Annotated in this window: 22 protein-coding genes; 1 reads left to right on the top strand and 21 read right to left on the bottom strand. The window is 55.5% G+C overall.

Annotation, left to right across the window (positions count from 1 at the left end; translation table 11 throughout):
* Window positions 1–69: 69 nt before the first annotated feature.
* The 17 genes from KIG99_RS14185 to motA all read right to left on the bottom strand — a co-directional run bounded on the left by KIG99_RS14185 (window position 70) and on the right by motA (window position 20,003).
* The gene (locus KIG99_RS14185) at window positions 70–1,983 is read right to left on the bottom strand and encodes a chemotaxis protein CheA (RefSeq protein WP_226460735.1); all 1,914 of its coding nucleotides are present in this window, start codon (window positions 1,981–1,983) and stop codon (window positions 70–72) included.
* 13 nt (window positions 1,984–1,996) lie between these two features.
* Window positions 1,997–2,836 (bottom strand): protein phosphatase CheZ, encoded by an 840-nt coding sequence (gene cheZ / locus KIG99_RS14180; protein ID WP_226460734.1) that lies wholly within the window; start codon window positions 2,834–2,836, stop codon window positions 1,997–1,999.
* Between the two features lie 7 nt (window positions 2,837–2,843).
* Window positions 2,844–3,239, bottom strand: a complete 396-nt coding sequence (cheY, locus tag KIG99_RS14175; protein WP_226460733.1) for a chemotaxis response regulator CheY — start codon at window positions 3,237–3,239, stop codon at window positions 2,844–2,846.
* A gap of 21 nt (window positions 3,240–3,260) precedes the next feature.
* Window positions 3,261–4,199 carry a chemotaxis protein gene (locus tag KIG99_RS14170; RefSeq protein WP_226442604.1) on the bottom strand — a complete coding sequence of 313 codons (939 nt, stop codon included), beginning with the start codon at window positions 4,197–4,199 and terminating at the stop codon, window positions 3,261–3,263.
* Window positions 4,200–4,218: 19 nt separating this feature from the next.
* A complete protein-coding gene (locus KIG99_RS14165) occupies window positions 4,219–5,190 on the bottom strand; it encodes a chemotaxis protein (protein WP_226460732.1) in 972 nt (323 codons plus the stop codon).
* Between the two features lie 167 nt (window positions 5,191–5,357).
* Complete coding sequence (locus tag KIG99_RS14160; protein ID WP_226460731.1) at window positions 5,358–5,663, bottom strand: STAS domain-containing protein; 306 nt, start codon at window positions 5,661–5,663, stop codon at window positions 5,358–5,360.
* 64 nt (window positions 5,664–5,727) lie between these two features.
* A complete protein-coding gene (locus KIG99_RS14155) occupies window positions 5,728–6,780 on the bottom strand; it encodes a protein-glutamate methylesterase/protein-glutamine glutaminase (RefSeq protein WP_226460730.1) in 1,053 nt (350 codons plus the stop codon).
* 48 nt (window positions 6,781–6,828) lie between these two features.
* A complete protein-coding gene (gene cheD, locus KIG99_RS14150; protein ID WP_226460729.1) occupies window positions 6,829–7,434 on the bottom strand; it encodes a chemoreceptor glutamine deamidase CheD in 606 nt (201 codons plus the stop codon).
* Between the two features lie 20 nt (window positions 7,435–7,454).
* The gene (locus tag KIG99_RS14145) at window positions 7,455–8,357 is read right to left on the bottom strand and encodes a CheR family methyltransferase (RefSeq protein ID WP_264180418.1); all 903 of its coding nucleotides are present in this window, start codon (window positions 8,355–8,357) and stop codon (window positions 7,455–7,457) included.
* A gap of 2 nt (window positions 8,358–8,359) precedes the next feature.
* On the bottom strand, window positions 8,360–11,188 hold the full coding sequence (locus tag KIG99_RS20785) for a methyl-accepting chemotaxis protein (protein WP_319002392.1): 2,829 nt from the start codon (window positions 11,186–11,188) through the stop codon (window positions 8,360–8,362).
* A gap of 33 nt (window positions 11,189–11,221) precedes the next feature.
* Window positions 11,222–13,603 carry a methyl-accepting chemotaxis protein gene (locus KIG99_RS20780; RefSeq protein WP_319002391.1) on the bottom strand — a complete coding sequence of 794 codons (2,382 nt, stop codon included), beginning with the start codon at window positions 13,601–13,603 and terminating at the stop codon, window positions 11,222–11,224.
* A gap of 29 nt (window positions 13,604–13,632) precedes the next feature.
* Window positions 13,633–14,133, bottom strand: a complete 501-nt coding sequence (locus KIG99_RS14120; RefSeq protein WP_226460727.1) for a chemotaxis protein CheW — start codon at window positions 14,131–14,133, stop codon at window positions 13,633–13,635.
* A 23-nt stretch (window positions 14,134–14,156) separates the two neighbouring features.
* Window positions 14,157–16,451, bottom strand: a complete 2,295-nt coding sequence (locus KIG99_RS14115) for a chemotaxis protein CheW (protein ID WP_226460726.1) — start codon at window positions 16,449–16,451, stop codon at window positions 14,157–14,159.
* Window positions 16,452–16,539: 88 nt separating this feature from the next.
* Window positions 16,540–16,905, bottom strand: a complete 366-nt coding sequence (locus KIG99_RS14110; protein ID WP_226460725.1) for a response regulator — start codon at window positions 16,903–16,905, stop codon at window positions 16,540–16,542.
* A gap of 18 nt (window positions 16,906–16,923) precedes the next feature.
* Window positions 16,924–17,628: a methyl-accepting chemotaxis protein gene (locus KIG99_RS20880; protein ID WP_404817907.1), complete on the bottom strand. Its 705-nt coding sequence runs from the start codon at window positions 17,626–17,628 to the stop codon at window positions 16,924–16,926.
* Window positions 17,629–18,169: 541 nt separating this feature from the next.
* Entirely contained in the window at window positions 18,170–19,117 is a 948-nt protein-coding gene (motB, locus tag KIG99_RS14100; RefSeq protein WP_226460724.1) for a flagellar motor protein MotB, read from the bottom strand.
* Between the two features lie 28 nt (window positions 19,118–19,145).
* Entirely contained in the window at window positions 19,146–20,003 is an 858-nt protein-coding gene (gene motA / locus KIG99_RS14095; RefSeq protein ID WP_226442594.1) for a flagellar motor stator protein MotA, read from the bottom strand.
* A 181-nt stretch (window positions 20,004–20,184) separates the two neighbouring features.
* Here motA and KIG99_RS14090 point away from each other — a divergent pair, with 181 nt between their 5' ends.
* Entirely contained in the window at window positions 20,185–20,739 is a 555-nt protein-coding gene (locus KIG99_RS14090; protein ID WP_319002389.1) for an NUDIX hydrolase, read from the top strand.
* On the opposite strand, the gene KIG99_RS14085 is transcribed toward KIG99_RS14090, so the two are convergent.
* From KIG99_RS14085 to ccoG, 4 genes are all read right to left on the bottom strand, one after another.
* A complete protein-coding gene (locus KIG99_RS14085) occupies window positions 20,740–21,399 on the bottom strand; it encodes a hypothetical protein (protein ID WP_226460723.1) in 660 nt (219 codons plus the stop codon). It abuts the gene before it with no gap.
* A gap of 91 nt (window positions 21,400–21,490) precedes the next feature.
* Window positions 21,491–21,631: a DUF3149 domain-containing protein gene (locus tag KIG99_RS14080; RefSeq protein ID WP_226460722.1), complete on the bottom strand. Its 141-nt coding sequence runs from the start codon at window positions 21,629–21,631 to the stop codon at window positions 21,491–21,493.
* A 26-nt stretch (window positions 21,632–21,657) separates the two neighbouring features.
* A complete protein-coding gene (locus tag KIG99_RS14075) occupies window positions 21,658–22,167 on the bottom strand; it encodes a FixH family protein (protein ID WP_226460721.1) in 510 nt (169 codons plus the stop codon).
* Window positions 22,168–22,182: 15 nt separating this feature from the next.
* Window positions 22,183–23,586: a cytochrome c oxidase accessory protein CcoG gene (gene ccoG, locus KIG99_RS14070; protein ID WP_226460720.1), complete on the bottom strand. Its 1,404-nt coding sequence runs from the start codon at window positions 23,584–23,586 to the stop codon at window positions 22,183–22,185.
* Window positions 23,587–23,624: the final 38 nt, after the last annotated feature.

The following is a 23,624-nucleotide window of genomic DNA, read 5'->3' as shown; positions in this document are numbered from 1 at the left end:
AACAGAGTAAACTTCAAAAAGAAAAGAGGAGGCAAAGCCTCCTCTCAACTCGTTGACCGCAAAGGAAAATCAGACGAACTCTAGTGCTCGCATGGCCGCGCCCATGTCAGCATGCTGCCCGAGATCGGCCAGCAACTCTTTCATGTCCAGAATAAGCACAATCTGACCATTCGAAAGCGTAGTCACCCCGGCAACACCACGCGGACGGAAATCTTCAAGCGACTTGATCACCGCATCATCACGCCCGGCAAAACTATCCACACCAAGAATGAAGCTGCGCTCGGCGGTCTGCATGAAGACGCCGTATTCCGGATAACGCTCCAGCGGCCAGCCCAGCAAGCGAGCCAGAGAAATGACCGGCAGCACTTCGCCGCGCACAACCAGGGTTTCCTTGCCACCAACCTCCTGAATGCGGCTCTGCTCGATCGGCAAGATTTCCCGAACCAAAGAAAGCGGCAGGGCAAAAGGCTGATCGCCCAACAAAACAAGCAGGACGGGCAAAATGGCCAAAGTCAGCGGCAGGGAGATAATGAAAACAGATCCCTTGCCCGGCTCCGAACGAATCTCGATCGCACCGTTCAGTTTCTGGATATTGGTTTTCACCACATCCATGCCGACGCCACGACCGGAAACATCCGAAATCTGCGACTTGGTCGAGAATCCCGGCAGGAAGATCAGGTTCAGGCTCTGACGCTCATCCAGCGTATTGGCTTCCTCTTCGGAAATCAGCCCTTTTTCGACTGCCTTGGCACGAATGCGTTCGGCACTCATCCCCTTGCCATCGTCAGCGATGATCAAAACAATGTGATCACCTTCCTGGCGCGCCTCGAGACGCACCAGGCTCTTTTGCGGCTTGCCGGCAGCCTGCCGCTCAAGCGGCATTTCCACGCCATGATCAACCGCGTTGCGAATCAAGTGAATCAAAGGATCGGCAAGATCCTCAATCATCGTCTTGTCGACTTCGGTTTCCTCACCAGCCAGCACAAGTTCGACATCCTTGCCCAATTGCCGCGCCAGATCGCGGGCAATCCGGGGATACTTCTGGAACAGCCGGCCAATCGGCTGCATCCGGGTCTTCATCACCGAATTCTGTAGATCCGACACCAGAAGATCGAGCTGACTTACTGCCTGATCAAGGGCATGCAAGGTCTCCGAATCATTCTTGCCAGCCAGAATATCGGCGCGCAGACTGGTCAACCGGTTCTTCGTCAAACCGATTTCACCGGAAAGATTCAACACCTGATCCAGACGCGAAGTATCAACACGAATGGTATTTTCGCGACCGCGCTCCTCCGTCCGTCTTGCCGCACTCGGCTGACCACCCGGACGATCGGTTGCGCGACGGCCAAAGGGAGAAGGCGCTGCGGCCCCACCCGCTGTCGCTGCCACGGCTCCCGCCGGAGCGGCGGCAACCGGCACCTGCGCAGCAACAGTCTCCGCCTTGGTAATGACCTCACCTTGCGCAACATCCGCCTCGCCGGTAACAGCTGCATGCAACTCGTTCCAGTCAGGCTCACCGGACACACGCTCCGCAGGCTGTGCTGCAGCAGGAGCAGGAGCCGCTTCTACAGCAGCATGCGCACCCGGCGCCTCGCCGGTCAACGCCCCCTGCAGGGCAGCAATCACTTCGGGATCGGCAGGCTGCGGCAAAACCATTTGCCCCAACTCACCAAACATGTCGCGTACGCCCTTGGTGGCCGCCATGATGATGTCCATCAGTTCGGGCGTCAGCTCAAGCTCACCATTGCGCAAGCGATCAAAAAGATTTTCCGTCAGGTGACACAAAGTCACCAACTCGGATGCGTTCAGAAAACCAGCACCGCCCTTGACGGTATGGAATCCTCGAAAGATGTCATTGAGCAAGCTGCGATCATCCGGCATCTTCTCAAGATCAACCAATTTATTATCCACATCCGACAACAGATCGTGGGCTTCCTGCAAGAAATCCTGCAGCAGGTCTTCCATTCCGGCAAAGTCGCTCATTTTCGACCCCCCCTCAGAAACCGAGGCTATCCAGCAAATCGTCAACCTGTTCCTGGTTGACCACGACATCGGTGCGCCCTTCGGCATTGACCACCGGCCCATTCATCAAACTATTGACCTCATCGGTGCGCTTGGCATCCGGCACGATCTCCACCAAGACGCTCATCAAGCCAGTCTCAAGCTCTTGCGCCAAAGCGACGATTTTCTTGATGACCTGACCGGTCAAGTCCTGAAAGTCCTGCGCCATCATGATTTCTGTCAGTTGCGCATGCGTCGCCTTGGTCTTCTGCGGCATCTGCTCATTCAGAAAAGACCTTGTCTCGACTGCCAGTTGCTTGAAATCCTGCGGCGACACCTGGTTGGCAAAAACCTGATCCCAACGCTGCCCCAAAGCATGCGCGCCGCTCTCGATTTCATCCACCAACGGACTGGCAATATCGGTCGCATTCAAAACCCGACAAGCTGCCTGCTCAGTCAAATTAGCCACATATGCCAAGCGATCCTTGGCATCAGGCAACGCCGACACTGTTTTTTCCAGCAGCTTGTCGTATCCGAGCTGGCCTAGCGTGTCGTGCAAGGCACGCGCCATGTGACCGATCCGATTGAAGACGGACTCCTGGTTCGACCAGCCTTCCGCGGCCTCCCCCGGTGCGGAACTCGGTGCAGGATCGACATGGGATGCTTGCGACTCCGCTGCCACGCTATCAAACAGCGCCTGCAAATCATCGCTATCATCCGTTGCCGGAGCCGCAGACACGACAGGAGCAGGCGCTTTCACCGGCTCCGGCGTAAAGTCGGCAGCGATCGAGTCGAAGAGGGCTTCCAGATCATTGGAATCGTTATTTGCGGTCATGGTCACCTCAGGCCAAGCCCATCTTTTCGAAAATCTTGTTCAGCTTTTCCGACAAGGTTCCTGCCGTGAAGGGTTTTACGATATAGCCGCTGGCACCAGCCTGTGCAGCAGCAATAATATTTTCCTTTTTGGCCTCGGCAGTGATCATCAAAACCGGAAGATGCTTGAGGCTGGGTGTTGCACGAATCGTCTGCAACAGCGTCAGGCCATCCATGTTGGGCATATTCCAGTCAGTTACGACAAACTCAAAACCACCACCTTGCAATTTTTGCAGGGCAATCGCCCCATCCTCAGCCTCATCAACATTGGTGTAGCCCAACTCCTTGAGAAGATTGCGGACAATACGACGCATGGTGGAAAAATCATCCACCACGAGAAACCTCATTTTTGGATCAGCTGCCATGAGTACTCCAGAGCTTGCTTGTTATCGTTCAATCAGCGGGCGCAGCGTATCCGCCAGCGCTTCGGCATCGAATTTTGCGACGTAGGCATCAACCCCCACCGACTTGCCCATCGCTCGATTGGCTTCGGATGAAAGAGACGAATGCATCACAACCGGCACGCCGTCAAAGCGGGGATCCGATTTGATATTCTTGGTCAACACGTAGCCATCCATTTCCGGCATTTCTGCATCAACCAGAATCAAGCGAATCTCGTCGCGAATATTCTGACCGCTCTGCAAGGCATGTGCTGCAATGCCCTGCAAACGCGTCCAAGCCTCCATGCCGTTAGTCGCATGCTTGTGGCGGACCCCCAGCTTGTCGAGCACTTCCGAAATTTTGCGGCGGGCAACAACGGAGTCATCGACGAAGAAAACGCTGGTGTCGGGATCAACCCGGGCCGGAGCGATATCAACGATCATCGCCTCACCGAAAGCATTGGCAAGAATCTGCTCGACATCAAGAATCGAAACCAGATTGCTGCCGTCCAGCTCGATAACCGCTGTAATCAACCCCTGATTGGCGGCCAAAACGCTTTCAGGCGCCTTCACCCGCTCCCAGTCAACGCGAATAATTCGATCCACTTCGTGCACAAGGAAGCCTAGCGTCCTCTTCGAATATTCGGCCACCATCATCGTCTTTCCCAAGCCCGGAGCCACGCCATCAAGATGCATGAACGGCGCCAGAGAAAGTACCGGAATGACATTTCCACGCAAGGAGATCAAACCCTCGACACCGCGCGGCATGTTGGGTGTCTTTGTAATGCGCGGGGTACGGCCAACCTCCCGAACCTTGAAGACATTGATACCAAATATTTCGCGCGTCCCCAAAGTGAAAAGCAAAATCTCCATCTTGTTGGAGCCCGCGAGACGGGTACGAGCATCAACACTGTCTAGCAGGTTTTTATTTTCAACGAGATCCATCATCCTCTCCCGCTAGTATTCAGGCAGCCACGACCGGAGCGGAAGCCTCGACCCCCAGGCGGCGCGCCAAGGTTTCCGAAAGCCGCTGCGGCTCAAATTTTGGAACATACTCATCAACACCAACCGATTGTCCGAGCTTCTGATTCGACATACCGGACAACGAGGAGTGCATGATGACTGGAACGCCATTGAAACGCGGGTCGGACTTGATTTTTTTGGTCAGGATATAGCCATCCATTTCCGGCATTTCAATATCAGTCAGCACCAGGTTGATCAGTTCAGAAGCCGGCTTGCCAATCGACTGGGCGTAGGTCGCCACTTTTTCCATTTCGTCCCACATCTGGCGACCATTGACTGCACTCAAACCTTTGACACCCATGACACTGAGGGTGCGTTCAATCTGCTTGCGGGCAACACTGGAATCGTCGCAATAGAAAACCGTGCAATCCGGGCGGTCGACCGGCACGACACCACGGAACATGATCTCGTTATCGATACTGGTGGTTTCCGAGAGGACTTTTTCAACGTCCATCATCATCACCAGGCGCGCGTCGTCCAGTTCCGTCACCGCAGTAACCAGACCACCTGTCTGCGCCGTCAGCATCTCCGGTGGAACCCGCATCTTGCTCCAGTCGAGACGCAAGATGGTATCAACGCCTTCAACCAGAAAACCCTGGGTATGACCGTTGTACTCGGTCACGATCATGATTTCACGTGGCGTGTCGGCGCTGATCCCGGAGTACTTGGCCAGATCAATAACCGGGACCAGTGCCCCGCGCAAACTGACCATCCCCTCAACAGAGGAAGGCATGTCCGGCGCAGCAGTAATCAATGGCGTGCGCATGACCTCACGGACCTTGAACACATTGATCCCATAGGTCTCGCGGCGACCAGTACGCTGATCCACCCCAAGAAAAAACAGCAAAATCTCAAGCTTGTTGGTTCCCGCCAGCTTGGTTCGCGCGTCGATATTCTTCAACAACTCAGACATCGTAATCCCCTCGCACTTCGTGCAATCGGCTTGTTTAATGGCTTTGGCACCGATGCGAATCTAGCATACACGCTTTTCGATTCGCCTCAAACTGCGCACCCAAGCGCCATTCTGCGCATCCAGCATCACTGCGCCACTACTGTTTATCGACCGGACCGGACGCAACTTTAGCAAATTTGGAACAGTTTGCCAAAATTGGCAATATCGAGAACTTGTTTGACATTACCACGAACTCCGGTCAGAGCAACCTCCTTATTCGCCCCGCCCATCTTGTCACGCAGCATCAACAACATGCCTAGCGCTGAACTATCAAGATAATCGACACTTGAAAAATCAACGGTTACGGCTTTTAGAGCGGCATCGGCAATCAGCGGCTCATAAGCGCTGCGAAAATCCCGATGCGTATTAAAGTCAAAACGACCATTCAGCTTGATGGTGGCCTTGCCATCTTCTTTGATAACGTTTGCTTGCATTTTTTTATCCTGGAATCAGAGGTGTCGAGACTAGTTTAATACTTTAGATCCGGTCATTCACGACTCATCGAGCAGTCGCCAGCAATGCACGCCGAGCAATATCATCGAGAGGGCTTTGCTCTTCAACAGCGCCAACCAGAAATGCCTCACGCGGCATACCATATACGACACAACTGGCCTCATCCTGGCCAATCGTGCGCGCCCCGCTTTGACGCATGCGCAAGAGCCCTTGCGCGCCATCCTTGCCCATACCGGTAAGAATGACACCAACGGCCTGGCGCCCGACAACCAATGCGGCAGAATCAAAAAGCACATCGACGGATGGGCGATGCCGATTGACCGGCGGCGTCGCCAACAACTCGGTCTCGAAACCGGAGGCTGTCCGCTTGACCTGAAGATGAGAGTGCCCCGGAGCAATATAAACCGTACCGGACTCCAGCTTTTCATTCCCCTGCGACTCGATCACCCGAGGTGCGCACAGACTATCAAGGCGGCGAGAAAATGAGGCAGTGAAAGACTCGGGCATGTGCTGAACGATCATGATTGGCGGGCAGTCTGCCGGGATACGCAGCAAAAACTCCTTGATTGCTTCTGTTCCGCCGGTCGACGCACCCACAAAGATGATTTTGCCACTGGCTGACGGCCGGACCGTCAAAGCTGAAACAAGCGGGGCCTGTGGCAACGCTGGGCTCGCTGCGCTCATCGGCCTGACGCGCAAACGCGCCCCTTTGGCCGCCCGAATTTTTTCCACCAGTTCTTCGGCATAGTTTTCCATAACTTTCGGATTATCGGCACGGGGCTTGCCAATAAAGTCGATTGCCCCGAGTTCCAGGGCCTTCAGAGTCGTCTCGGATCCGGCCTGGGTGGATGATGAAACCATGACCACCGGCATCGGCCGCAGGCGCATCAGACGTTCAAGAAACTCCAGCCCGTCCATTTTGGGCATATGAACATCCAGCGTCAGGACATCCGGATTTAACACCTTGATCATTTCCCGGGCGGTCGGCGCATCCGGAGCCACTCCCACCACCGTCATATCCGGTGCGGAATTGATCATTTCCATCAGCAAGCCGCGCATCAGGGCAGAATCATCAACGATCAGAACTCGAATTTTCATCAATGCAGTTCCAGCATCGGCCTATCCTCCAAACAGGATGACTTGCGATCAAATAAACAGTTCGACATCACCCTCAACCTTGCCGCCAGCCAGACGGCCCTTGTAGTCGCGTTCGCGATCAAACAGTGTTTCGTTATGCACCCGGTGCAGTTTCTTGACCAGAACACGCCCGGTTGCCGAAAAATAGTAGACTTTCCGGGGATACGAGTCGAGCAGATCCTTGGCCACGATAGGGATGTTTTCCGTCTTGAGATAATCGAGAACAAATTCGGCATTTCTGGCACCGACATTGCTGCTCGACAAACTCGCCATCACGGCACCGCCCCCAAACACCTTGGCTTCAAGGCGGTTGCGCCGGGCCCCCAATTTCAGCAAATGGTTGATCAACACTTCCATGGCATAGGTGCCGTATCGTGCCGACGTACTCATCACATCACGCCCCCCGTCGTCCGGCAGCATGAAATGATTCATGCCACCGATACCGGAATCGACGTCGCGAATACATGCAGCGACACAAGATCCTAGAACGGTAACCAGCAACATCCCCTGATTCGAGACGAAATACTCCCCCGGCAATATCTTCGCTGCATCCGACTGAAAGTTGCGGTCGTAGTAGCGGTTGGCGGCGAGATTTTCATCATAGGCGTGCTGCACAAAAGCTCCCGAACGCTCGACTAACGGCTCTTGACCGGGGCGTAAACCGTTTTACCCAGGGACTTGAAGAGGTCGGCGGCATGCAGGAAGCTTTCCGAATGACCGGCAAACATCAAGCCATTAGCCTGCATCAGCGGTGCAAAACGGGAAAGAATCTTGTACTGGGTCGGCTTGTCGAAATAAATCATGACATTGCGGCAGAAAATAATATCCAGCGGCTCCTTGACCGGCCAGTTAGCCTCCAGCAGGTTGATGCGCCGAAACTCGATCAATTGCTTGAGCTCCGGGCGAACGGCGACGAATCCGTCCTGAACGCCGGTACCGCGCAGGAAGAACTTGCGCAGTCGATCAGGCGACATTTTTTCGACCCGATCCAGGGCATAAACACCTTTTTGCGCCGTGGCCAGGACGTTGGTATCGAGATCGGAAGCCAGAATGGAGACGTGCGACATATTGCTGCCAAAGGTTTCGGCAACGGTCATCGCAATCGAATAGGGTTCCTCACCCGTAGACGCGGCCGAACACCAGATACGGATTGGGCGCTGCGTTCCCAGCTTCTGCAACTGTTCGGCAAGAATCGGGAAGTGATGCGGTTCACGGAAAAAAGAGGTCAGATTTGTGGTCAGTGAGTTGACGAACTTTTCCCACTCCGCCCCGCCATTTTTTTCCAGAGCATCAAGATATTCAGCAAAACTCTGCTTGCCGGTGGCGCGCAGGCGACGGGCAAGTCGCGAGTACACCATGTCCTGCTTGACCGGTGAAAGGGAAATACCGGCATGCTGATAAATCAGTTTTCTGACCCGTTCGAAATCAGCGGCAGAGAAGCTGAACTCCCGGATGCCCTGCTCACGCGAAGCAAGCGGTTGCACTCCCGCCGGCGCCGATGTACTACCGGGGATGCCCGGTCTGCGAAATTCGACCATGGTCAGAACTCTTCCCATTCATCATCAATACTTGCCGGCATTGCCAGCGGCTTTTTGCTGCCCGAGCGGTTGGCTCGGTTCGGCACATCTTCACTCCGCCCCTGCGGCGCCACCAGACGAGGCCTCTGACCGCCGGCATCAACCCGGAACACTGCCACCGAGCGGGCGAGGCTGTTTGCCTGATCCTCAAGGCTTTCGGCAGCCGCTGCCGCCTCTTCGACCAACGCGGCATTCTGCTGCGTAACTTCATCCATCTGGCTGACGGCAAGTCCAACCTGTTCGATACCGGCACTTTGCTCGCGGCTGGCATCGGAAATATCCGACATGATCTTGGCCACCCGCTTGATACTGACTACCACTTCTTCCATGGTGCGCCCAGCCTGGTCGACCTGTCGACTCCCCACCGCAACCCTATCTACCGAATCGGAGATCAGGCCCTTGATTTCCTTGGCTGCGGCGGCGCTACGCTGCGCCAGATTACGCACCTCGGTGGCGACCACGGCAAAACCACGCCCCTGCTCCCCGGCTCGGGCAGCCTCGACAGCCGCGTTGAGGGCGAGGATATTGGTCTGGAAGGCAATCCCGTCAATCACGCCAATGATGTCGGCAATCCGGCTGCTGGCCTGATGAATCGAGCCCATGGTCTCGACGACTTGGCCAACCACCGCTCCACCCTTTTCGGCAATGCCTTGTGCTGTACTGGCGAGCGTATTGGCCTGACGCGCATTTTCGGCATTCTGGCGCACGGTAGCGGTCAGTTGCTCCATGCTCGATGCGGTTTCTTCAAGGCTGCTTGCCTGCTCTTCCGTTCGGCCCGACAAGTCCTGATTGCCCGAAGCAATTTCCTTGGCTGCCGTATTGATCGTTTCGGCGGAAAACTGGATATCCCTGACCAATTCACGCAAGCGCCCGACCGTATCGTTGGCATCGTCACGCAATTTGGCAAAGCTGCCCTGATAATCAGTTGTAATCGTGCTGGTCAGATCGCCAGCGGCCATCTGCTCGAGAAGTGCTGCAATTTCGCCGATCACGCCACCGCTGGTTTCCAGCAAGCTGTTGATACCTATGCCCAATTCCTTATAGAAACCGTCCATGCTGCCAGTATCAAGACGTGCTTCAAGGTCGCCCGCAGCCGCCTTGCTGATCAACTCGGCTACTGAATGCTGGGCGTGCAGTTCAGCCGTGCGGTCCACCCACTCCCCGACAGTTCCCAGACGCTGGCCGCGATCATTTACGATCGGGTTGGTCAGCACCTTGTAAATACGCCCGCCAATTTCCATTTCGCGCGAACTGGTTTGCTTCAAGTCACGCAGGGCCTGTACCGCGGCAGACGGGTTTTCATAAAAACTGCCGATATTGCTGCCGACGAAACGGTCGACCGAGAAATCGGGGGTCTTTTGCTGCAAGGCTTGTTCGATCGCCCGCAGGGTATTGAGCAAGCCGCGGTTGGCGTAGATCACCCGACCATCGTCATCGGCGATCCGCAGATTGGCCGAAACGCAATCGAGGGCGATACGGATACGCAAATTGTCGTTGGCCAGCCGCACGCTCTCCGCGACATTGAAACCCTGCTGGACTTGCATGGACTGCAAGCCTTGCAGAATCTTGCCCATTTCATCGTTGCGCGACGCATCGACGTTACGGGTGAAGTCGCCGTTGGCCAAGGCCTGGAAGGTATCGATCACGGTAGCAATCGGTCGCGTTATCGAACGTGTGATCAACAATGCAATAACGACACCTGCCAGCAAGGCCAACGCCACCAGCAGGACAATCCAGCCCCGCATGCGATTGAAGTTCTCTGCACTTGCCGCCATCTGCGACTGACCGTGCTCGACTTGCTGCCGGAACAGTTCATTCCCCTTGGCTGCCGCCTGCGTATACAAAGGGTTGATTTTGCTCAACAGGATCTGGTTTGCTTCGTCGAAACGACCGGCCGACAGTGCTGCACTGGCCGGCTGCAGGCCTTCCGCCAGATAACGCTGCCAGGCCTGCTGAAAGTCGCCCAGCAGTGCCTGTTCTTCAGGGGCGCTAACGCTCTGGCGATACGAATCCCACTGGCGTCCGACCTCGGCACTGTTCTTGGTGATCGTATCAAGGTGCATGCTCAGTTCGTGATCATGCAGTTTGGCATAAGCCCCCGCCGGATCATGCTGCAGGGAGAGCAGAACCTGCGAACGATTGTCGGCCATCAGCTTGCCAACGACCGCCAGTGCCTGAACCGGCTCCAGACGCTCACGGTAAAGCGCCTCGACTGCATCATCCGTACGCGCCATGCCGAACAAGCCCATGCCGGCGACCAGCACCAACGCAAGCAGGATCGCGGCAAATCCGGAAAGCAGTCGCGCTTTCAGAGAAAGGTTCGCGAACAAACCGCCACCACCACTCACCACCTGGCCATGACGAATCTGCAAGCCCCCGGCCCGCTTCTCGCGAAACAAGCGATAAGCCCCTTCGGCCGCAGATACCTGCTCGCGCGTCGGCTTGCGACGCACCGAAAGAAAACCGACCATCTCGCCGTTTTCGCGAATTGGCGTTGCCGTTGCCAAAACCCAGTAGTAATTGCCATTCTTGCAGCGATTCTTGACGATGCCGGTCCACGGACGGCCAGCGTTCAAATCGCGCCAGAAGTCGGCAAAGGCCTCGACCGGCATATCCGGATGACGCACCAGATTATGCGGCTGACCAATCAGTTCCTCTGGGGTAAAACCGCTGACATCGATGAAGTCCTGATTGATATAAGTGATCTTGCCCTTGAGGTCGGTCTTCGAAAGAATGATTGCCTGCTCGCCAAGAACGACCTCGACATCGCTTACCGGTAGATTTGTACGCACGTTAGACCCGCCACTCTATTGGTTTATCTGTTATTAGAACTCGGCCCACTCGTCATCGCCCTGCACGAGTAGATTTGCCGCCCACGGCTTGTCGACCGCTGGGTTGCCGAGCCGGACCGGTTCTTTGTGCGCCAATGCAGCGCGCACCTTTGGCGCCGCAGATTGCGCACGGGCCTCTTGCGCCGGTGATCCCTTATTATCGGAGGCCAGCGCGAATACAGCCACCGTACGCGCCAGACTATCTGCCTGCTCTTCAAGACTCTCGGCCGCAGCAGCAGCCTCTTCGACCAGGGCGGCATTCTGCTGCGTAACTTCGTCCATCTGGGTCACCGCCAGACTGACCTGCTCAATGCCCGCACTCTGCTCGCGGCTGGCCGACGAGATATCGGACATGATCTGGGCTACGCGCCGAATGCTCGTCACGACCTCTTCCATCGTCCGTCCGGCCTGATCAACCAGGCGATTGCCAACCGCAACCTTCTCGACCGAGTCCGAGATCAGGCCCTTGATTTCCTTGGCGGCAGCAGCACTGCGTTGCGCCAGATTACGCACTTCAGTTGCCACCACGGCAAAGCCGCGGCCTTGCTCGCCGGCACGTGCCGCCTCGACCGCCGCGTTAAGTGCCAGGATATTGGTCTGGAAAGCGATCCCGTCGATCACGCCGATGATGTCGGCAATCTTGCTGCTCGACTGATGAATGGCACTCATCGTCTGCACCACCTGGGCCACTACCTCGCCCCCCTTGACCGCCACCTGCTGGGCATTGCCAGCCAGTTCGTTGGCTTGCCGGGAGTTGTCGGCATTCTGTTTCACCGTACTGGTCAGTTGCTCCATGCTGGAAGCTGTCTCTTCCAGGCTGCTCGCCTGTTCCTCGGTCCGGCTCGACAAGTTCTGGTTGCCGGAAGCGATTTCCTTGGCTGCCGTATTGATCGACCCCGTCGCATCCTTGATCGACAAAATGATCTCCTGCAGGTTGTCGACCGTTATATTGGCATCGTCCCTCAGCTTGCCCAGCATGCCCTGATAATCGGTTTCGATTTTCGTCGTCAGATTGCCCTTCGAGAGGCGGGCCAGCATGGCGCCGACATCGGCCAGTGCCTGCGAATTGGCTTCGAGCAAGGCATTGATGCCATCCGAGATCTGTTTGAAGAAACCGTTCATCCGGCTGCTATCCAGACGCTTGCTGAAATCTCCGGCGACCGCAGCAGAAATGATGCCCGCCACGTCACCTTCGATGGCAACTTCCTCGGTTCGATCCTGCCATTCGACAACCGTCCCGAGGCGTTCCCCCTGGGCGTTGATGATCGGATTGGCGACCAGATTGAAAGAGCGGCCGCCAACAACGATCGAACTGCGGTAGGTTCCCCTCAAATCCGCCAGCAGATTGCGTTGATGACTCGGCTGCTGGTGATAGATGTCAAAATTTGCGCCAAGAATTTCGGCCGCACGGAAATTCGGCAACTCCTTGCGCAGGTCGCTTTCGGCATGCCGCATCATGGCCAGCACCGATTCATTGCAATAAATGATCTTGCCATCGGGGTCTGCCACCATCACATTGTTCGAGGTGACGTCCAGCGCCACCTTGATGCGCAGGGTTTCATCCGCGGCCTTGCGGTCCGCCTGATTGCGCCGCTTGAGATCAGCCTGCATCTTGTCAAGCGTCTGCAGCAAATGCGCAGGTTCATCATTACCCGCCGGATTGACCGGGTTATCGAAATTGCCTGCCGCAACCGACTCGGCCAATCCAACTGCATCGTTCAAGGGCCGCGTAATCTGCCGCGTCACCCACATGCCGGATGGAATCATGACAACGACCGCAAACACCATCAGCAACAACATCGTGGTCTGGACGTTCGACTTGATGACGGTGATTTCATCAACATCCTTTTTGTTATTGTCGCGCTGCAGTTCAACGTACTCACCCACGGCATCGAACCAGGCCTGCATCTTGGGCCGGAAGTCCTCAAAAAACTGTTTTTCAATTTCCGGACGATTGCCCGCCTTGATCAGGACAAACAATTGATTGGTCGATGCCTCGGCCAAACGACGACTCGCCTGAATGCGCTCGACGATCTCCTTGCCTTTGGCCGACACGGTCAAGTCACTGACTTTGGTCTCGCCTTCAAGATATTTGGCAAAATCGGCATCAACCTTTTTCTTTTCGCCCATCTGCTTTTCAGATTCTTCAAGAATCAGGGCAGTCCGGACGTGTCGACCAATCAGCAGGTTGCGCATGCGCATATCGACCGCCAACTCGGTCTTCTTTACGTTGTTGTTGATGATGTGATCGACCTGCCCACCTATCGTGTTCAGGCTGTACAGGGCTATGCCAACAAAAACCAGCATCAGGCAAAGCGCACCGATCGTCGTCACGATCAGCCGGGTGCCAATGTTGTAGTTGCGAAGATTAAACATTTCCGTCATCCCTTTTTCGACGCAATGGGTCACTCAACAGCCGAGTCGATGAGTTCCATGTCGGCACTGCTCATCAGGCGCTCGATATCGGTAACGATCATCATGCGGGCGTCCATCGATGCCAGGCCGAGAATGTACTTGGTGTCGAAAGACCCCGAGAAGTCCGGAGCCGGCCTGATCTGCGAGGCATTCAGGGAAATGACATCGGAAACGCTGTCGACCACTGCACCAATCACCCGGCCGGCAATATTCAGGATGATGACCACAGTGAACGGGGTGTATTCAATTTTGCCGAGCTTGAACTTGATGCGTAAATCAACAATCGGCACGATGATGCCGCGCAGATTGATCACCCCCTTGATGAAATCAGGCGCATTGGCGATCAGCGTTGGTTGCTCATAGCCACGAATCTCCTGCACCTTGAGGATATCGATGGCGTACTCCTCACTCCCCAGCGTGAAGGTCAGATACTCGCTGGCGACCAGATCTTCATCGCTTACTACCGCCCCTGCATGCGTCATCGGTTCCATTTTCTTACTCCAGATTGCAGCCGTCAGCCGGCTTTCTGCACATTCGATTTGGCCATGCCGGCAATTGCCGAAACATCAAGAATCAGGGCGACATGCCCATCGCCCATGATCGTTGCTCCGGAGACACCTGCCACCCGACGGTAATTGGCCTCCAGGCTCTTGATCACGACCTGATGCTGCCCGAGCAGCCCGTCAACAAACAATGCAGCCTTGGCCCCATCGGCATCAAGTACGACCATGATGCCTTGCGTGAAATCGGTCCAGCTCGACTTCAGGTTGAATACTTCATGCAGCACCACCACCGGCAGGTACTCGCCGCGCACCTGCATGACCCGCGCCTGGTTGGACAAGGTCTTGATATCGCCCGGCTGCGGCTGCAACGACTCAACCACATACGACAAGGGCAGGATGTAGGTCTGGTTCCCTACCGCAACCGACATGCCATCGAGAATCGCCAAGGTCAGCGGCAGACGCACCGTCATCCGGGTACCCACGCCATAAATCGATTCAATCTCGACCCGACCGCCCATTGCCTGGATATTGCGGCGGACCACGTCCATCCCGACACCCCGACCGGAAACGTCGGTCACCTGCTCGGCCGTCGAAAACCCCGCTTCGAAAATCAGGTTGAACACTTCGCCATCGGTCATTTGATCGGAAACCGGCAGGCCACGCTCCCTGGCCTTGGCCAGAATTTTCTGACGCGGCAAGCCGGCGCCATCGTCGCCTACCTCGATAACAATATTTCCACCCTGGTGATAGGCCTTGAGCGTAATCGTGCCCACCGGGCTCTTGCCTGCCGCAACGCGCCTTTCCGGTGACTCGATACCATGATCGAGACTGTTCCGGATCAGGTGGGTCAGCGGATCGGCAATGCGCTCGATCAAGCCCTTGTCGAGTTCGGTCGTTTCACCCGAGGTTTTCAGTTCCACCTGCTTGCCCAGCTTGCCGGAGAGATCCCGCACCACCCGCGGGAAGCGCGAGAAAACCGCCGAAATCGGCATCATCCGGATCGACATCACGGATTCCTGCAGATCACGCGTATTCCGCTCGAGCTGCCCCAGACCGCTGACCAGTCTTTCCGGCGCACTCTCCTGCATTTGCGTCACGGTTTGCAACAGCATGGCCTGCGTGATGACCAGTTCGCCAACCAGGTTGATCAGCTGATCAACCTTTTCGACACTGACCCGAATGGAGGAGTCTGTTGCCGCAGTTGAATTCTTGGCCGGCCGCGCCGGGCGAACAGCGCTTTCCTTGTCAGCAGGAACCGGCTGGGCAGGCACAACGACATCCGTAACGAGCTCCACCGCAGGCAAAGGAGCAAAGAAGCCGTAGCCCTCGCCATCCTCGACGACCGGCGCAGGCACGGCCGGCAAAGGAGCGAAGAAGCCATAGCCTTCCCCTTCCTCGGAACCACTCTCGGCCGGAACCGGCGCCTCAGCCAATGGTTCGAAAAAACCGTAGCTGTCGTCGGCAGACTCAACCCTGGCCACAATCTCTTCCAGCGGATGTTCGGCAACCGGCTCAAAAAACCCGTAGCCACGCTCATCATCAGGAAGGCCAGGGGAATCGCTGAAAAGACCAAAAGCGGTTTCCGGATCGGCGGCGGCTTTGTCCTCCGTGACCCGCCAGGCACCGTTGTCGGCAATGAAATCAATGCGATCAGTGAAGTCGCTCTCAAGACTCTCGGTGGTCAGCCGCAACTGCCAGAAACCCACGTCGTGCAACTCGGCTTCTGGCTGGCAGATCACCTCCAGCGTACCTAAAGTCCGCAGATCTTCCTGGAGATTGGCAACTGCATCACCTTTTGCCGCCAACTCGGTTGGCACAAACTGGATGTCGAAAACCCGCCGGACCGAGGGGATTTTAGGCTCTGCGGGCACGTCGACCGGTAGCGCGACCGGAGATAAGGACGCAACAGGAGCGGCCTCGTCAGAGGAAAGTTGACGCAATCGGGCCATCACGGCCGCAACCGCCTGCGAATCTACCTCACCTCGGCCCTGATGCGCCTCAAGCATGGCGCGCAGCAGGTCACCCGATTCCAGGAACGCATCAACCATATCGGCGCGCAGCACAAGTTCCTGCTTGCGAATACGGTCAAGCAGGTTCTCAAGAATATGTGTTGCGTCAGCCAGATCGGTAAAACCGAAGGTGCCGGCGCTGCCCTTGATCGAGTGTGCCGCCCGAAAAATTGCATTGAGCTGCTCCATATCCGGATTTTCAAGATCCAGATCGAGCAGCAGCGCCTCCATTGCCGCCAGATGCTCCTCGGACTCCTCGAAGAACACCTGATAGAACTGACTCATATCGATAGCCATGCCACCCCCTAACCACGGCTGCCATCAGGGCGACAGCCGGAAATCGAATGCTGCGAACAGCGTAGACGCTGCCTCGCCGCCCTCGGCGCTAGCCGATGACCTTGCGTACGACTTCGATCAGTTTTTGGGGATCAAACGGCTTGACCAGCCAACCGGTAGCACCTGCTGCACGCCCCTGCATTTTCATTGCATCGGAAGACTCTGTGGTCAGCATCAGGATCGGGGTAGAAGCATATTGCGGCGTACCGCGCAGACTCTTGATCAGGGTCAGGCCATCCATGCGCGGCATGTTCTGATCGGTCAAGACCAAATTTACGCTCTTTGCTTTTGCCTTTTCCAGGCCATCCATCCCGTCCACCGCTTCGATCACATCGTATCCGGCGCTCTTCAGCGTAAAGGACACCATTTGACGAATGGACGCGGAGTCATCAACTGCGAGAATGGTCTTAGCCATGTTTTCCTCTTGTATTCATCAGAACAATTCAACATCACCGCTGGCGTATGCAGTTTGACCAACAGGATTCTTGTCCACCCCAAGTTTCAGGGTGGTCATTTTTTGTGACAGCTGCTCGACATGCTCACGCAGGGCATCAAGTGCCTGAACTGCACCAACCGGATCCCTGGTCTCCCGCAAGACCGTCGCCATACGCTGCTCGTCAGTCACCACCTCATCCAGCAAATCAAGCCGCTTTTCAACATGGCCAAGCAATTGGGTGACCAAGTCCTGAAACTGCAATGACATCACGGCCTGGTTAACCGAGGCCTCGACCTGCACCGCTATCTGGTTGAGTTCGCCAACGGTTTCTCCGGTTCGATGATTCAAATCCTCAATACCGGACATGGCGTTCTCGACGTCGGCCTTCGATGTCAGGGCGAAGGTCATGTCCTGCGCCGCCATCTGGTTGATTGCCTTCTCGGAAGAGTCGATAGTAACCTGCATGCCATCGAGTGAAGCACGTATCTGCTGGCTGAAATGGTTTGTCCGCCCGGAGAGATCGCGCACCTCGTCAGCCACCACGGCAAATCCACGTCCGGCCTCCCCGGCCCGCGCCGCCTCAATCGCTGCGTTAAGCGCCAACAGGTTGGTCTGCTTGGCAATTCCTTCGATTTCACCCAGTCGACCGCGCACCTCTCGCATCTGAACGCTCATCCGGTCAGTCATTTCAACCAGGCTCATTGCCAGGCGGGCGTTTTCCACGACACTCTCGACGAACTGGTGCAAGGTCTCGGATGTCTTGGTTGCAAACTGTTCGAATTCGGCCACCGAATTACCATCCCCTTCAGCCGCGATAATTTGCATGCCCAACTGTCGCTGACGCTGCACATGCGTATTCATTCCCTGAAAACTCTCGATCAGGTGAGCGATGGCTTCGGAAAATATATCGCGGGCACGCGCCACTTCGCCACGGATTTCTGCAACTTGCGTCGAAAATTCGACGGACACGCGAACAATTGCATCACTGCTATGGTCAATAATCTGCCGGTCAGCGTCCGACACGACTCGCTGTGCCGTCTGCGCCAGAGGTGAGGGCGCGAAAAAAACAATGGCCGCAATCCACCCCAGGACCAATACCACCAGCGCAAAGATAACTGCGCCTGACCTGGCAGCGGCGTCTGCAGCCAACAAGACCACAAGCACAAGGACCGACCAAGGCACTCCGACAAAAACCATTCTGCTGTTGCTACTCACACGCTCTCCTCGCCCACCGGAACCCCAATTAGCCGGCAGTTCCCTTGCCCATGTTTGGCAACTTCAAGCCTTGTGGAACGGCTTCTTCATTTGCAACCTCAGATTCCGGCCCTTCTTCCTGCAGGATAGCCATCTCCGTTTTCTGATTTAATACCACGATACTGATCCGTCGATTCACCGATCCTAGCGGATCGTTCTTGTCGAACAATACCGTTGAGGCGAGGCCGACTACGCGCAAAACCTTGGCGTCATCCATGCCCCCGACCACCAACTCGCGTCGGGATGCATTGGCGCGATTGGCCGAGAGCTCCCAGTTTGAAAATCCGCGCTCCCCCCCGGAAAACTGTGCTGCATCGGTGTGCCCGGCCAGACTGACCCGATTACTGACACCGTTCAGCGCCTTGCCGATCTGCCTGAGGATGTCGCGCGTATAAGGTTTCAGGTCTGCACTACTGGAGTCAAACATCGGTCGATTTTGCTCGTCCACAATCTGGATGCGCAGTCCCTCAGAGGTAATATCGAGCAACATCTGCTTCTTGAACTGCGCGAGCTGCGGACTCTGCTCGATCATTTTTTCGATATCCGCCTTCAGCGTTTCCAGGCGCTCCTGCTCCTTGCGACGAAAATCAGCCTGCGCCTCTTTGGAAAAGGAGGTCTCCCTCTTTTTCTCGACATCACCACTTTTGACCTGCCCCGCCTGACGCGTCAAATCCTTGCCGCCGCCCTGCAGAATACTGGTCGCATCGCCAGAGCCACTGCCCCCTTGCTGTGCAACCTTGAGCGGATTCTGGAAAAAATCGGCGATGCCCTGCAAGTCGCCTTTGGCGGTCGAGCCAAGCAGCCACATGAGAAGGAAGAAGGCCATCATCGCCGTCACGAAGTCGGCATAGGCAATTTTCCAGGCGCCACCGTGCGCACCGCCAGCAACAACCTTCTTGCGCTTGATGACTATCGGACGTGTGGAGTCGTCGCTCATGGCCTGAACCCGCTAATTGGCGACATGATTATTTACCCTTGCGAGCCTTGAGCTCTTCTTCCAGTTCACGGAAACTGGGACGAACCCCGGCATCCAGCGCCTTGCGTCCGAATTCAATGGCAACCTGGGGCGCGTAACCCGACATTGATGCCAGCAAGACCATCTTGATGCACTTGTAGATGGTTGCGCCTTCGTGGGCCTTTTGTTCGAGCAGCTTGGCAATCGGCTCGACGATACCGTACGCCAGCAAAATACCAAGAAAGGTACCGACCAGGGCGCCACCGATCATCTTGCCCAGTACCGCAGGTGGACTACCCACCGACCCCATCACATTCACCACGCCCATCACGGCGACGACGATACCGAATGCGGGGGCTGCACCGGCAATAGCGGAAACCACATGCCCCGGCTCTGCTGCCTCATGGTGGTGGCTTTCCAGCTCAACGTCCATCAGGCTTTCGATTTCGACGGTATTCAGGTTGCCACCAACCATCATGCGCAGGTAGTCGGTAACAAACTCCATGATGTGGTGGTCATGCACCAGATTCGGATACTTGCTGAAGATAGGACTGGCATCCGGATTTTCCACATCGCCCTCGATCGACATCAGACCTTCTTTGCGCACCTTGCCAAGAATCTCGAACAGCATGGCAAGCGTATCGATATAGAACGCTTTCGTGAATTTGGAGCCCTTGAGAATACCGGGCACGGCCGCAATCGTGCCCTTGATGATCTTGATGTCGTTCGAGGCAACAAAGTAGCCGATCACCAGACCGATAATGGCGATGTATTCGGTCGGCACCCACAGTGCGAGCAAACTGCCATGAACCGCGTACGTGCCCAAGGCCGCTGCCAAAATGATCACATAACCGATGATTAGAAACATGCAGAGCCCCCGAATGCGCCCAACGTCCAGCAGCGCAAATGCACTTACTTATTGGTGTCCGCTATTGTAGCCACAGGCATCACCGAAGCGCAAAGAAAGAAATCGCTGCTGATGTCCTAGCTGCCCGCATTTCCAGCCTCCCGGCAGTGCTACACTCATCGCCAGCTACTGCGCAAACGGAATGATCATGATCAGGTACTGCAATCACTGCGGCGGCGAAGTCGAGCACCTCGTTCCCCAGGGAGACTCTCGAGCCCGCCACATATGCAAGGCCTGCGGCAATATCCAGTATGAAAACCCCCGCCTTGTCGTGGGCTGCGTTGCTACATGGGAAAACAAAATACTGCTCTGCCGCAGAGCCATCGAACCACGCCGAGGCTACTGGACATTACCGGCTGGCTTCATGGAAAACGGCGAAACCACCGCTGAAGCCGCGTGTAGGGAAACGCTGGAAGAAGCCGGCGCATCCATAGCGATCGATGCCTTGTTCTCGATGAGCAGCATCGCTCATATCAACCAGGTTCACCTGTTTTATCGTGGCCACCTCACCTCCTCACACTTTCAGGCGGGAGAGGAAAGTCTCGAGGTCATGCTTGTCGCCCCTGAAAACATTCCGTGGCAGGAAATTGCCTTTCGCAGTGTTACATACTGCCTGCAGCGCTACCTTGAGGACATCGAACTCGGCGCATTCGGCTTTCACGAAAACTCACTGCCACCTATCGGCGAGAGCAATTAATCACTCACCAACCGCGCCCACGAGCAAATTCATCCTGAATGTCCGCCCCTTGAGATACTCAGGAAGCGGAATATCCGATAGCACCAGACCGACCATCGCCATCACTCGTTGATCGAACATTTTTTGCCCACTCGACCGGACAAGGCTCAACTCCGGCACACCGAATTTAGCGCCAGAACTTATGCTCAGGAGAACCTCACTCTTCGGTGACATCTCGTGCATCCATAGCGAATTCTGCTGGTAATACCGAAGCTGCCGCGCCAGCACCAAGCGATATCTGACAGCAGCATCGTCATCCATGCCCGCAGCCACCTCCTGACGATCATCCGGTAACAGCATTGATGCCGCACCTCTTCCTAGCAGGCTTTTCTTGCCAAATTTGGCAGTCGACCGTGCCAATGCCTTTCTTCTTCCCGAATCTGCTTGAACGCTGAGCGAATCGGCATTTATTTTCGCTCCCGCAAATACATGAGAGGCCGAAGGGGAAGAACTCTCACTTCGCTCCCTTGCCGTTACCGATGCGAGCAAGGGGGGAGACAACACTCCCCCCTGGCCGGCTGGCGCTGCCCCGACCGAAACACCACGGGAAGTTAACAGCGACAACAGCATCAGATGTAGCAGCAAGGAAATAGTCAAAGTCATCCGCAACACGGATGTCATTATTCACAATTCACCGGACAAAAAAAATCCCCCGCCAAGATTATTCGCGGGGGACATTTTTCCTTCAGGCAAGAAGGGAAAAACCGAAGAACTATTTACCCAGATTGCGGGACTCTTCTTCCATCTTTGCCTTGTACATTTTGCCCATCCAGGCACCGATAACCAGAACGCCAACAATAACGCCCAAGCTCATCAGACCGATATCACTATTAAACAAAAGTTCCCAAGCCATAAGTCACCTCCCAGTAACGAAAAAAACTACTTATCCGCCTTCGCCGTCAAGCGTAGCGGCTCCCCTGAATCAGCCAGCCAGTCTCCTTGCAAGCGCCACTGCCCTGCAGGATCTTCAATCGAAACAAGCCAGCGCCCACCAATATCGGCATTCAATTTGCCGCTATAAAAGCCTTGCCCTTCAGCAACCATTTCCATCATCTGATCCTGACCCGCACGTGTCGGATGCGCCAGCTTGAGGGTAATCTGCGCAGGCAAATTTACTTCACCAACTGAATTCAGCAACAAGCGAACGTTCTGATCCGCACGCATCAAATCCGCCTGCAAGCCGAGGCTACCCGCTTCGTGATCACGCTTCAGGCTTTGATTTACGGCCAGTCCCTGCTTGTAATAATCATCCGTAACCAAGCCATCATTGCTGATTACAGCCAGCCACAAGGTAGCAATACCGGCAACGATGACGATTGCGGGGCCGGACATCAGAATCCATGGCCAGCGCTCTTTGTACCAAGGCCGATTGTCATTTCGTAGGGTCATTGTTGAACTCATAAGTCAGGGCATCAAAAAAGAGGCTTTTTCGTGAACCGCTATTTTCGCGTCGTTCACAGCCTTTACATCAAAATAAATCGTGTTGGCACCCTTCTTCCCGGACTCCGGCGGCACCCGCACAACAACGGTCAATTCATGATTTTCGGAGCTCGCGACGTCGACAACAGCCGCCCCCTGGATTTCTACCCCAACCATTCCGTCGACCGCCAGAAGATAACGCATAGGCTCCTCGGTCGTATTCATTATCTTGAGGTTATAGATATTTTCAATACGACCATCATCCGCTTCTCGCGCCAGCACCGATCGATCGCGGATGACATCCACCTTTAATGGAATACGAACCGCCAGCGACCAGATGGCAGCAAGGGTAATCCCGGCCAGGATAGCCGAATACAACAGAACACGAGGCCGCAGGACATGACCGATCACTTCTTTGCGATTGAGATGCTTGGCCAGTGCATTTTCGGTCGTATAGCGGATCAAGCCTCGCGGCAAGCCCAACTTGTCCATTACCGGCTCGCAGGCATCGATACATGCGCCGCAACCAATGCACTCGTATTGAATTCCATTGCGAATATCAATACCAGTAGGGCAAACAGTCACGCACAATCCACAATCAACGCAGTCACCCAAGCCGACCAACTTGGCATCAACACCTTTTTTGTGCGCCCCTCGCGGCTCTCCACGCTCCGGATCATAAGTAATCACCAAAGTATCCGGGTCAAACATCACCCCCTGGAAACGCGCATAAGGGCACATGTATTTGCAAACCTGCTCACGCAGAAACCCAGCCTGCATGTAGCAAAAGCCGCTATAGAAAAACAACCAGAAAAGTTCCCAGCCCGAAAGATCAAACGGCAACGCCGACAGCAACTCACTAACTGGCGTGAAATAAGCAACCAGGGTAAAGCCTGTCCAGATTGAGATTACCAACCAAGCCGTGTGCTTGAAAGCCTTCAAGCCGAACTTGCGGGCGCTCATCGCCCCCTTGTCGAGCTTGATCCGCGCCGATCGATCACCTTCAATGCGGTTTTCGACCCACATGAAGATTTCGCTATAAACAGTCTGGGGACAGGCGTAGCCGCAAAAGAGACGACCGGCTATGGCGGTAAACAGGAATAGCGCATAGGCCGAAATGATCAGCAAAAGCGCCAGATAAAAAACATCCTGCGGCCAGAGAACCAGTCCGAACAGATAGAACTTCCGCTCAACCAGATGGAAAAGAACCGCTTGCCGGTCGTTCCACTGCAGCCAGGGCAGGCCGTAGAACAGTATTTGGGTCAGAAAAACCAGCACCCAGCGCCAAGTATTCCACCACCCCCTGACATCGCGAATGTAGATTTTTCTGTGCTTCTCATAAAAAGAAACAGCAGCGGAATTTTGGACGATTTTTTCGGTTGGTTTCATAAGACCGTATCCGTATCAAAATTGCTCTAGACATCAGT

The organism is Quatrionicoccus australiensis, from assembly GCF_020510425.1.
GTDB classification, from domain to species: domain Bacteria; phylum Pseudomonadota; class Gammaproteobacteria; order Burkholderiales; family Rhodocyclaceae; genus Azonexus; species Azonexus australiensis_A.
The sequence above is the reverse complement of the archived record's forward strand: the minus strand, read 5'-3'. Positions and strand labels throughout refer to the sequence as shown.